Annotated in this window: 4 protein-coding genes; all 4 read right to left on the bottom strand. The window is 34.2% G+C overall.

The genetic code is table 11. The features are described from left to right. Position 1: 1 nt before the first annotated feature. The 4 genes from ACIDC4_RS22415 to bglX all read right to left on the bottom strand — a co-directional run bounded on the left by ACIDC4_RS22415 (position 2) and on the right by bglX (position 12,714). The gene (locus ACIDC4_RS22415; RefSeq protein ID WP_395431252.1) at positions 2-1,525 is read right to left on the bottom strand and encodes a RagB/SusD family nutrient uptake outer membrane protein; all 1,524 of its coding nucleotides are present in this window, start codon (positions 1,523-1,525) and stop codon (positions 2-4) included. 49 nt (positions 1,526-1,574) lie between these two features. Then, positions 1,575-4,679: a SusC/RagA family TonB-linked outer membrane protein gene (locus ACIDC4_RS22410; protein WP_412045032.1), complete on the bottom strand. Its 3,105-nt coding sequence runs from the start codon at positions 4,677-4,679 to the stop codon at positions 1,575-1,577. A gap of 433 nt (positions 4,680-5,112) precedes the next feature. Beyond that, entirely contained in the window at positions 5,113-9,267 is a 4,155-nt protein-coding gene (locus tag ACIDC4_RS22405) for a two-component regulator propeller domain-containing protein (protein ID WP_412045033.1), read from the bottom strand. Between the two features lie 1,155 nt (positions 9,268-10,422). Next, positions 10,423-12,714, bottom strand: a complete 2,292-nt coding sequence (gene bglX / locus ACIDC4_RS22400; RefSeq protein ID WP_412045079.1) for a beta-glucosidase BglX — start codon at positions 12,712-12,714, stop codon at positions 10,423-10,425. Positions 12,715-12,928: the final 214 nt, after the last annotated feature.

Raw genomic sequence — 12,928 nt, 5'->3', positions numbered from 1 at the left:
GTTAATTAAAGTTAAAAGGAACCGGAGGCTCTAATAATGATGGATTAGTATCAATAGCAGACTGCGGTAATGGCAGTTCAAAATAATTACTTCCCGGAGTTATTTTTATCGAAACCAATTCGGTTCTTGCATCATCTGAATAAAAACCAACTTCCTGCTGCGAAATAACTGCTGTTGCTTCAGCAAGGCCACGACGTTTTAAATCGAAGAAATATTGACCTTCAAGAGCAAACTCAACTCTTCTTTCATTAAATAAATCATTTCTTGTAAGGATCATTTTTGGAGGTAATCCGGCTCTCGATCTTACTTCATTAAAAGTGCTTAAAGCAGCTGCAGAAGTTGTAGAAGGTGCTCCGGCCAAAATAGCCTCAGAATTCATTAGTAAAACATCAGAATATCGCAGTATAATCGTGTTTTGCGACGTTCTCATAAAAAACACATCATTTCTTTCTGCAGCAGAACCTACAATGTATTTTCTGAAATTAGCAGCTGTCGAAGAGTATATTTTTTTATAAAGAAAACCACCCTGACTTTTTAGTAATTCCGGATAATAGTCGCCATCTGTCATGATAGTACTCTTTTTTCTGGTATCCTTTGCTTCAAAGCCATCTTGCAATGAGATCGAAGGAAGGTAAACTCCCCATCCGTCACCACCGCCAGTAATTCCTGTACCTCCCGGAACTATATACGCCTGATTGGTATTTTGTGTACCCCATTCAGTAGCAATAGCTTTCCATTGCAGGGCAAACATGCTCTCGTTACTATTATTATTCTCCGGACTGCTAAATAAGTTTCCGTAATCCTGAATTAAAACATATTGGTTTCCAATAATTTTCTGGGTTAAAGCGGCACATTCTGCATATTCATTCAAAGTCAAATGCACTTTTGCAAGAATACCCATGGCAGTAAATTTGGTAACATATCCTTTTTTTACTGATTTTTCAGGTAAATTTTCGACCGCATATTCTAAATCTTGTTTAATGAATTTATAAACATCTGCAACAAGATTTCTTTTTGGCTGTGGGGCAGAACCTGCTTTGCTAATGATAGGAACAGCACCAAAAGTTCTTACCAGATAGAAATAAGCATTGGCTCTCATAAATCGTGATATTGCAATAGCATTTTTATACGATGCTTCAGGCAATTCACTTTTTCTGTCTTCGACTAAACTCATTAAATTATTCGACTGATCGATAACCGAAAACAACGAAACATATCCTTCTGTAAGGATCGGGTTTTGCGAGGTTACCTGGGCATCTTTAAATTGCGAATAAGCACCATCAAATGTAAAGGCGTTGCCCGCGTACATATCCCCAACCGCAATCAGGAATTTATCATTAAAAGTAAACCAGGGTTTAAAATACAAACTCTCAGCGATTCCGTCAAAAGCCGTGACTCCTTCAGGTAAATCGGCTGGTGTTAATTGATTTTCAGATGGCGCATCCAAAAAATCATCCGAACAGGAAAATAAAGACAGCAATGGTATGAGCATTCCCATCATAAAAAGTTTAAAAAGTTTTTTCATAACTATTTTTTTATGTTAACGATTAAGTCAAATGTGTTTTTTATCAATTTTAGAATTCCAGATTCAATCCCATAGAAGTGGTTCTTGGCACAGGATAACGTCCTAAATCAATACCGCTTAAGGTGATGTTTTGGTCTAAATTTCCCAGCGCAGGATCGAAACCTGAATATTTTGTAAACGTGTACAGGTTCTGAACATTCACATACAATCTTACTTTAGATATAAAAGAATTTTCGAATATTTTGTTTGGTAAATCGTAGCTTAAAGAAACGTTCTGAATTCTTAAATAAGAACCATCTTCAACAAATCTGTTCGAGATTCTGCCATTACCATTTGGGTCGTTAAGCGTGATTCTTGGTACAGTGGTGTTTTCGTTTACTCCGGCTTCAAAAGCATTTGATACTTCGGTACTCACATTTCCAAATCGATCTCCAAATCCAGGATAAATACCATCAGTATAATGACGTGTAAAATTGTAAATCTGGTTGCCCTGACTTCCTGTTAAGACCACAGATAAAGTAAGGTTTTTGTATTTGAAGTTATTGGTAAAGGCATATGTAAAATCAGGAATTGCATCTCCTATGGCAGTCTGATCTTTAGCATCAATTTTGCCATCGTTGTTAAGATCTTTAAAACGAATATCTCCAATTCCCGTTCCTGTTTCCTGAATAGGTCCTGCTGCTAATTCAGCTGCATTTTTAAATAATCCGTCAGTCACATATCCATAAAATTGTCCTACAGGCTGTCCTTCAGTTGTTCTGGTAACGTTGTATAAATCAAATTGAACTTTTCCCAGTAAAGATTTTCCTTCGCCTTGAAAACGAGTAAGTTCATTATTGTATTTTGAAAAAATAATGGTACTGTCCCAAGTGAAATTTTCGGTTACAATATTTCTTGTATTCAAAGTAAGTTCGATTCCTTTAGTGACAATTTCACCCGTATTCAGATAATAATTCAAAGCACTTTGATTTGATTCATCATTGATTTGTTTCGTAAGGAAATCAGATGAATTTTTGATATAATAATCGAAATCTAATTTTACGCGGTTATTCACCATTGCAATTTCAAAACCAGCATTGAAAGATTTTAGTGATTCCCATTTTATATCCGGATTTCCTAAGTTATCTATAGTTGGAGATACGCCTCCAAAAGGAGATGAAAGCAACGACAGAATAGTTTGATATCTATTTGCCGGAATATTTTGATTTCCTACAAGACCGTAACCTGCTCTAAATTTCAGGTAATTGATGTTCTTTGTTAAAGGCTCAAAGAATCTTTCATTACTAACCGTCCAGCCTCCTGAAAATGATGGAAAATAACCCCATTTATTATTGGGTCCAAAGTTGGATGAAGCATCTGCCCTTAAAGAAGCTGAGAAAGAATATCGATCAGAAAAACTATAATTTAATCTTGTAATATAAGATGCCATAGACCATCTGCCAGAACCGTTTCCGTTAAGGGCAGTATCAATATCACCAATGTTTAAGTTTGTAAAATCTTTGCTCAAAAACTCACCCGTTCTGTAACCGCTTAGGTATTCATATCGGCTTTCCTGCGCTTCCTGACCTAATAAAAAAGTAAAATTGTGTTTCTCGTTTATGGTTTTATTATACGTCAGATAGTTTTTAATGTTCCAGTAATAACTTTGATCTTGTTGTTTGAATGATTTGTTTAAAAGTTCAGAAACGTTTCCTAAAGTGTATTTAGGTACAAAAGTGCTGCTTTTTGCAAAATTAAGATCGTATCCTAACTCTGATCTGAAAACCAATCCTTTGATGATCGTAAAATCAGCAAATAAATTACCATTAATTTTAAATCTTTCTGTAGTCGAGTTATTGTATTCAGCCAAAGCAATTGGATTTGTAGCTTCATTTGCCGAAGATCCCAAACCGCTTGTTGGTCCTGCATAAGAACCATCCGGAGTTCTAACGGGTAATTCAGGAGATTGTCTTAGAGCATTCATTACCAAACCACCTCTGTCGTCGTTTCTTACTACTTGCTGCGATGATTTACTTACAGACAGGTTGTTACCAATTTTTAGCCATGATTTAACATTAGAATCAACATTTAATCGCATAGATAATCTGTTGAAATTGGAGTTGGAAACAATTCCTTCCTGATCAAAATAATTCAATGAAGTATAATAACGTGTTCCGTCTTTTTCGCCAGAGAAAGACAATTGATGGTTGTACAATGTAGCAGTTCTAAAAAGTTCATCCTGCCAGTTTGTTCCGTTGCCTAATAAATCCGGTTTTTGATATTGAAAAGGAACTGGTTCACCATTTAGTTTGAAAATTTTTGCCTGATATTTAGCATATTCAGGTAAGTTTAAAACATCAACAGTATTAGTTATCTGCTGAGAGGCCAAATAGGTTTCATAAGTAAATTTTGATTTTCCCTTTTTTCCTTTTTTAGTGGTAATCAAAACAACACCGTTTGCACCATTCGCACCATATATGGCTGTTGCCGATGCATCTTTTAAGATATCAATCGTTTCGATATCCGAAATGTTGATACCCGATAAAGCCGAGTTTTTAGTTTGACCGTTTCCTCCGCCCAATGCGCTGAACGAAAATGTGTCGTTGTTTTTATCCGCAAAAACCGGTGTTCCGTCAATAACATATAACGGTTCGTTACCATTGATAGAAGTAATTCCTCGAATCTGAACAGAAATTCCTCCTCCTGGAGTTCCTGAATTTTGAGTAACATTTACACCCGCAGCTTTACCTACAAGTGCCTGATCGATAGAAGTAAAGGGTTTGTCCTGAATTTCTGAAGCCTTAATAGAAGAAACGGCACCATTGATATCTTTTCTTTTGGAAGTTCCGTATCCAATAACCACGACTTCATTTAATTTTTCGAGGTCGTTTACCATAACCACCTGCATCACAGATTTGGTATCTGCCGGCACTGATAAATTTTTATATCCTACATAACTAAAAAGCAACAGCGCTTTTGGTTCTACATTATTTAAAACAAAACTACCGTCAAAATCGGTAACTGTTGCGTTTTTTGTTCCTTGTACTATTATACTAACACCCGGTAGGCTGGTTCCGCCTGATGTTACTTTACCTTTAACAGTTTGAGCAAAGAAAAAATTTCCCCACATGCATACTATTAAACACAATAGTTTTTTTAACGTTCTTTTCTGCATAAAATTTGGTTTAGAGTTTAAGTTAAATAATTAGTTAGAAAACATTTAATCGAAAGGTCTTTTGCAAGCGCATCATTCAGAAAAATGACGGCTGAACTTTTTCTTAAATATTTCTTAACGAAAGTAGAATCTAGAGGTGTGCTATTGTAGAATAGATGAAGCATATTGTGCAACAGATGATGCAAAAAAAACATCTGACACCCTGTTACGGCTCAAAAACAGCCTAAAATCATAAAAATAGCTACTGAGATATTGCTAAAATTTTTGGTTAAAAAATATTGTTTGTTTAAAAAAAGAGATAATATTTTTGATATATGGATTTTTATTTGGTTTTAAATCCATTCTTTTTTGAGAAAATTGCCTGACAAAAAAAGAGCTTCGACTATACAATCGAAGCTCTTTTTAATGGCATTTTTATACTAGAACAATTGCCTTATTCTTTTGGTCTTTTTTCCTGTGTAGGCAAATGCCCGTATTTGATTTTATAACATTTTGCAAAATAGGAGGGAGAAGTAAAACCTACTTTATAGCTAATTTCATTAATATTACTATTCCCTTTTTCGATGAGTTGTTTGGCTTTTTCTAATCGTACATTTCTAATAAACTCATTGACCGAAACGCCTGTTAATGTTTTTATTTTTCGATACAACTGACTTCTGCTCAAATAGATTTTAGAAGATAAAAGTTCGACAGTCAATTCGGGTTCGCTGATGTTTTCATTAATAAAATGGAGGATTTTTTGAATGAATTCATTATCCAGCGAAGTTGTTTTTTCTTTGCCGTCTTTTGTGATTCCGCTGTAAAATTTCTTGAACATGATTTGTCTGCTCGTAATAAGCTGTGCCAGACTCGATTTTAAAATGTCTAACTCAAATGGCTTGCTCAAATACATATCAGCGCCGGAATCAATTCCTTCCAGTCGGTCTTTTACCATTGCTTTTGCCGAGAGCATTAACAAAGGAATATGACTCGTTTTTAAATCGCCTTTTATGTTTTTACACAACTGCAGCCCATCCATAACCGGCATAATAACATCTGTAATAATCAAATCCGGCAATTTCTGAACCGCAATTTCGTAGCCTTTCTGACCATTTTCGGCTACAATAACCTTGTATAATTTGCTTAGTTCATTTTTGAGATAATTTCTTAATTCAGGATTATCTTCCACAATTAAAACAGTATACGGTTTTGCAGTTTCGACAACATTATTTTCGATGTTTTCATTCGTAAACTCATTATCTTCAGATGGATCATGAGCGGATTCAGACAGAAATTTATTTTTATTTTTTTCGATTTTAAAAACCTCGTCTACAACTTCACTTTTCTTATAAAAAGATTTACCCAAAGGAAAAGTTACCGTAAATTTTGTGCCTTGTCCCACTTCACTTTCAACATCAATTTTACCTTTATGCAGTTCGATAAATTCTTTTACGACCTCCAGACCAATTCCGGTGCTGCCGTAGTAATCTTTATTTACATTATTGACCTGATAGAATCGGTCAAAGATTCGGTTGAGGTCTTTTTTACGAATTCCTGAACCCGTATCTGTAATGGTTATCGAAAAAGAAGGAACTTCAACGCCCTTAATTAGCAATGCATTATCAGCATCTGATTTATTAATAGAAACGGTAATAGCACCGTTATCAGGAGTAAATTTAAATGCATTTGAAATAATATTAAACAATATTTTTTCCAGCATTTTAGGATCCAGCCAGTCTTCAAGCTCATCAAATGCAGATTCAAAATTAATGGTGATATTTCGCGCAGCAGCTTCTTCATCAAAATAACCTATGATGCCTTGTGTAAAGGCTACGACTTCGATTTTTTTGGCCTGAAGGAAAATTTTATTAAACTCTAATTTATTAAAATCCATAAGCTCGTTGATCAGTCTCGAAAGCCTGTCGGAACTTTTGTGTACGATTTTTAATTTATTATGTATTTCGGGAGATACATTTTTACTTCTTAAAATATCTTCCAGCGGATTAATAATCAACGTTAACGGAGTTCTGAATTCATGCGAAATATTGGTAAAGAATTGTAATTTCTTATTGTTTAATTTCTCTGACTGAATGTTTTTTTCTTTTTCTAATAGTATTGCTTGTTTGGCTTTAAAACGGTTTTGATAAATTTTATTCAGGTATATAATCAGGAAAACTAAAATAGAAGTATACAATAAATACGCCCAAAAGGTTTTCCACCACGGAGGAAGGATTTTTATTTTTAATTCTAATGGAGTATTGCTCCAGGAACCATCTGCATTTGCCGATTTTACTTTAAAAATATAATCACCCGGCGCCAGATTGGTATACGTTGCGGTTCTGTTATTGCCGACATAATTCCAGTCTTTTTCAAAGCCTTGCAGATAATAGGCATATTGGTTTTTCTTAGAATAATTATAATTAATTCCCACATATTCAATCGTAAAAACCGATTGTGTGTAGTTGAGCATAATTTCTTTAGTTTGGGAAATTACTTTGCTTAACGGCGAGGAATCTTCATTGGGTTTTACAGATTTATTGAACAATTTGAAATCGCTGAAATACAATTTTGGCGCTTTTTCTGTTTTTTTGATCTCGTTAGGATTAAAATAATTTACTCCCTCATAACTGCCAAAATACAACTCTCCATTTCCATCTTTAAAAACCGCATTATTATTGAAATCGTTATCTACAAGACCGTCATCTTTAGTGAAATTGGTGCTTTTTTTATTTTTAAAATCGAGTTTTGTTAAACCTGATCCGCCGCTTATCCATAAAGATCCGTTGTTATCAGAAATGATGGCGCGAACCGATTTTTCTTTAAACCCCGGAAAGTTATTATAGTTCGAAAATGTCTTGTCTTTTTTATTATAATTAAACAATCCTTCGCCGTCTGTTCCTATCCATATCGTTTTATCGTTAGACTCATAAATCGATAAAATAGTCTGAATGCTGTTGTACTTCGTTTTGTCCTTGAACATGGCATCACGCATATTGGTCACTTTAAAATCAGAGTCGTTTTTTAAACTTACCTGATACAGCCCTAAGATGGTTCCTACCCACAAAACATTATCAGAGTCTACAAAAACCTTACGGATGAACGCGTTGTCTAAAGCATTTTCTGTAAATGATCTCGATTCACAATGAATAAATGTATTGTTCTTATTATCATAATAATGCAATCCTTTTATAAAAGTTCCAATCCAGATTCGGCCTTTTGAATCTTCAGAAAAACTAAAAACACGATTCGATTTTAATCCCGAAGTATTTGCTGTATTGTAGTTTATGAATCGGGTAGTGCCATTTTTAAGAAAGTAGATGCCGCGATCCCAGCTTCCTATCCAAATATTTTGTTTACTGTCTATAAATATGGACTGAATATCAACAGCATCTAAACCGGAATAGTAGCTTTGATTGTTTTTGTTGACATGAACGTAACTTTTATTGTTGAGATTATAAATATCGAGACCTCCGCCTTCATTACTGATTAACAGATTTCCTTTTTTATCTTTTATAATCGAAGTGACATAACTGGTTTGAAGTGAATTATCGTTGTTTACCTGTGATTCAAGCGAATTGAATTTGTTATTGGGTTTGTCAAATACGCCAAGTCCTTTATTAAAATAGCCCAACCAAAGTCGCTTTTCTTTATCCTCGTATAAAGACCAAACCGAATTGGATTTTAAACTAAAGTCATTATACTTACTATGCAAATATTTTTGGAGTACTTGCCCTTTATAATTGACAACCAATAATCCGTCATTTTCGGTACCGCAAATGATATAGTCGTGACTGCTTTCTATAATCGATAAGATCTTGTTTTTGGTAATAGCATAATTTTCAAATTGATAATTATCTGTTTCAGGTTTAATTTTTATCAGACCGCTTTCAGTCGTTCCCAGCCATATATATCCGTATTTATCTATAACCAGATTTTCGATATCGTCTAATAATGGTTCTCTTTTAAATTTATCTTTATAAACCTGCTTGAGTTTTCCGTTTAAATCAAGTTCTAAAAGTCCATAACTTGTTCCCAGATAAATAATACCTCGTTTATTTTTTACCGAAGATTTTATTAGAAAATTAAATTTGTCCAACACCTTTGACGGAATCAGAGTAGTTTTTAAAGTTTTTTTATTGAGTTTGAATAATCCAAAACCATAAGTTCCCAGAATTAAATTTCCGTTATTATCCTCAATAATTGTCTTTACAGTAATAGGTTCGTCATAACCTTTTCTAATTACATCTTCAATATTGATTTTAGTAAAATTATCTAAATCCCTGTTGTACAAACACAAACCGTCATCAGTACCCACCCATAAGTTATTATCAGAATCAATAAAAGAGGCATAAATAAAGTTACTGTTTAGTGAACCTGGCTTTTTATTGTATTCATATCCAAAATAATTGACACCATCATATCGATACAAACCCGTGCCGTTTGTACCTATCCAAATAAATCCATTTTTATCCTGAATAATCGAAGAAATGGCTCTTTTTGAAGTAGTTTCCTGTATGCTTCTAAATTGGTAGTTGTCAAATTTGTCCTGAGCAAACAAGCAATTTGCATACACAAAAAAGCATACAAGAATATATTTAATATTTTTCATTTAATAGTATTATTATCAATTTGCTCTGAAAATTAAATTTGAAAATTAACCTCAATTTTATAGATCAATGCTAAATCTTGTGGAGAAACATTAAAAATTTTATACTCGTTAATTATTTTTTAACGCAGAGAACGCAATCCCGATAGCTATCGGGATTCGCAGAGTTCACTAAGATTTAAGTCGTGTTTACACAATCTAAGTCCACAAAGCTTTGTGAACTTTGTGTTTTTTTCTAAACTTAATATATTTAAAAAACTTTGCGTTCTCTGTGGTATTTTTTTTATCTCCACAAGTTTTTAGGATTGATCCTGTTTTACGTATATATAAACAATATTAATAAAACTAAACATGAAATAAAGTTTTTAGGTATAAATTTTATCATATTGCCAAAAACCTGAGCTCGATTATTAAGTAATCGTACTCAGGTTATTAGGTTGTTGACTTAAGAATAAATCCCGGTGCTTCGGCCAATGTCATTAAGTTAAGTTTTTATAAACTAAAATTTAATCTCGCAAAACCGCAAAGCTTAAACACAATATTGTCATTTCGACGAAGGAGACCCGAGCGATAGCGAACAGACGAAGTAAATCCTCGCGAGAAGCTCGACAAAGATTGGATTTTCGTTGCGGAGTCACTTACGAGGATTTACTTCGTCTGTTCGCTATCGCTCGGGTCTCCTTCGTCGAAATGACAAAATCTTTACGATTTTTGCGTCTTTGCTAGATTTATTCACTGTACCATTATATACTCTCCCTTAATTAATGACATTGCGCTTCGGATAATGTCATTAAGTTAAGTTTTCAAAAAATAAAATTATTGCAAATCAAATCCGTTTTTATCTGCGTTTTTACGAATTAAATCTGTTTTATCCGCGTCAAAATCAGACGCTGATTTTACTGATTCGCTAAAGCGAAAACGCTGATAAAAACGGATTTTTTTAATTACTTTCCTGATTAAACTTTTAAGTGATTTAAAAGATTTTGTTTCACGCAGATTTAGCAGATCTAATTTTAATAATAATCTGCTTAAATCTTTTTAAATCTGCGTTAAAAATCTCAATACTTTAGGACTATGTGAAAGAAACTTGTTTCTCTTTTTGACAACTTTTTTCTATATAACCTATGTTTCTATGTGTTTAATTTTTTTTTAAAGACTTTATTTTAATTCAAATTTACTGGTAAGTCCTTCATTAGAATTCCATCCAACCATTATATTGAACAAGCCAGGCTCTGTTAAAAATTTGCCTTCATTGTCATAAAAACCAAGTTCCTTTTCTGTCAATGTAAACTGAATTGTTTTAGTTTCTCCCTTTTTTAATGTAACAAGTTCAAAACCTTTTAATTCTTTTACAGGTCTTACGATACTGGCAACAGCGTCGTTTATATACAACTGAACCACTTCTTTACCATCATAATTTCCAGAGTTGGTAACGTCAACGCTTACTTGAATTTTTTCTCCTTTTGCAAAAGACGTTTTGTTGATTTTAAGGTTTTTATAATCAAACTTCGTATAACTCAATCCAAAACCAAACGGAAACTGAGGTGTTTTTTCCACATCCATATAATGAGACCAAAACACATTTTTATCACTGTCGATTGGTCTTCCCGTGCTGTATTTGTTGTAATACATAGGAACTTGCCCAACATTTCTCGGGAAAGATATAGGCAATTTTCCACTTGGGTTATAATCGCCATATAAAACCTGAGCCACGGCATTTCCGGTTTGAGTTCCTAGTTGCCAGGCTTCTACAATTGTTGGAATATTTTCTGCAGCCCACGGAATACTCAACGGACGACCGTTATTTAAAACCAAAACAATATTAGGGTTTACTTTATAGATTTCCTCTAGTAATTCTTGTTGTAATCCCGGTAAATTCAAGTCGGTTCTGCTTCTTGCTTCTCCACTTTGAAAACCGTATTCGCCTAAAACCATCACGACAACATCAGCATTTTTTGCCGCTTTTTTTGCCGCTTCAAAACCACTTTTATCTGTTGTATTGAAAACTGTTTCTGTCAGGAAAGTAGCTTTTTGCGAAAGCAAATCTGCACCTTTTTCAAAAGTCAATTGATTGTCTTTGTATTGCTGCATTCCTTCAAGAACCGAAACGGCAGTATTATCATCGGCAGCAATTCTCCAGCTTCCCAACGGACTATTTTTATCGTTTGCCAAAGCGCCAATCAAAGCGATTTTTTGTCCGGATTTCTTTAGCGGAAGCAAATTTTTATCGTTCTTTAATAATACAATCGACTTTTTAGCCATTTCTAAAACACCATCGTTATTCGCTTTACTGCCAACAACTTCTTTTTCACGCTTTTCGTCGCAATATCTGTACGGATCATCAAATAGTCCCAATTCAAATTTTACACGTAGAATTCTGCGAACAGCATCATCAACCAAGGATTCTTTTACTTTTCCTTCTTTCACTAAACCAACCAATTTTGCGACATACAAATACGATTCCATATCCATGTCTGAACCTGCAATGACTGCTTTTGCTGTTGCGTCGGCTTCATCTTTGGCGTATCCGTGTGCAATCATTTCGCGAATCGAAGCGTAATCTGAAATCACAAAACCATCAAACTTCCATTTTCCTTTTAGAATATCTCTTTGTAAAAAAACATTTCCAGTTGCCGGAACGCCGTTTAGTGTATTAAATGAATTCATAAACGTACGAACTCCCGCCTGAACAGTCGCTTCAAAAGGCGGTAAAACCGAGTTGTATAATTTAGAATTACTAATATCTACCATATTATATTCTAATCCTGCTTCGACAAAACCATATGCTGCAAAGTGTTTGGCGCAAGCTGCGATCGTGTTTACTTTAGCTAAATCTGCAATAGTTTCGCCTTGAAAACCTTTTATTCTTGCGTAACCTATTTTACTTCCCAAATAAGGATCTTCACCGGCACCTTCCATTACGCGTCCCCAACGTGCATCATTTGTAATATCGACATTGGGAGCAAAAGTCCAGTTAATACCAGATGCCGAAGCCTCATCTGCCGCAATCGCCGCCGATTTTTTAATGGCTTCCAAATCCCAACTCGCCGCTTCTGCCAACGGAATCGGGCTTAACGTTTTATAGCCATGAATTACATCAAAACCAATAATTAGCGGAATTCCCAAACGGGTTTCTTCTACAGCAATTTTTTGTACGGCACGAACTTCTTTTACACCACGAACCGTAAGCATTGATCCTACCAGGCCTTTTCGTAAGTGTTCGTATTTTAATTCAGCGCTTCCGCCTTTCGGAGCTGGACCTGTAACATCCCAAAAGCCATTGTATTGATTCATTTGTCCGACTTTTTCTTCTAATGTCATTTCTTTCATCAAAAGCGAAATTCGTTCTTCGATAGGTTTTTTAGCATCCATATGTTTTTTTGTTTGAGCATGTCCGTTTGCAAGAACAATTAGCATAAAAAAGGCATATTTTTTAATTTGTTTTTTCATCATGTGGTTTTAGGTTTTGTAGTAGAGTTTGTTGAAACTTAATTTATTAATATTCTCTTATTTAGTATGACTTATTTTTTAATTATATAATTTTTTATATCTAATAGTGTAGAATCAGTAAAAAATTAAGAATGTAAATTTAGTTTTACTGTAATAGATAGAATACTATATTTGAAGCATTATATAATACAAATGATGTATTTGTGCCGTTTTG

The sequence above is a fragment of the Flavobacterium sp. C3NV genome, assembly GCF_046825355.2.
GTDB lineage: Bacteria > Bacteroidota > Bacteroidia > Flavobacteriales > Flavobacteriaceae > Flavobacterium.
Note: the sequence above shows the minus strand (reverse complement) of the source record. Positions and strands in the feature narration are given on the sequence as shown.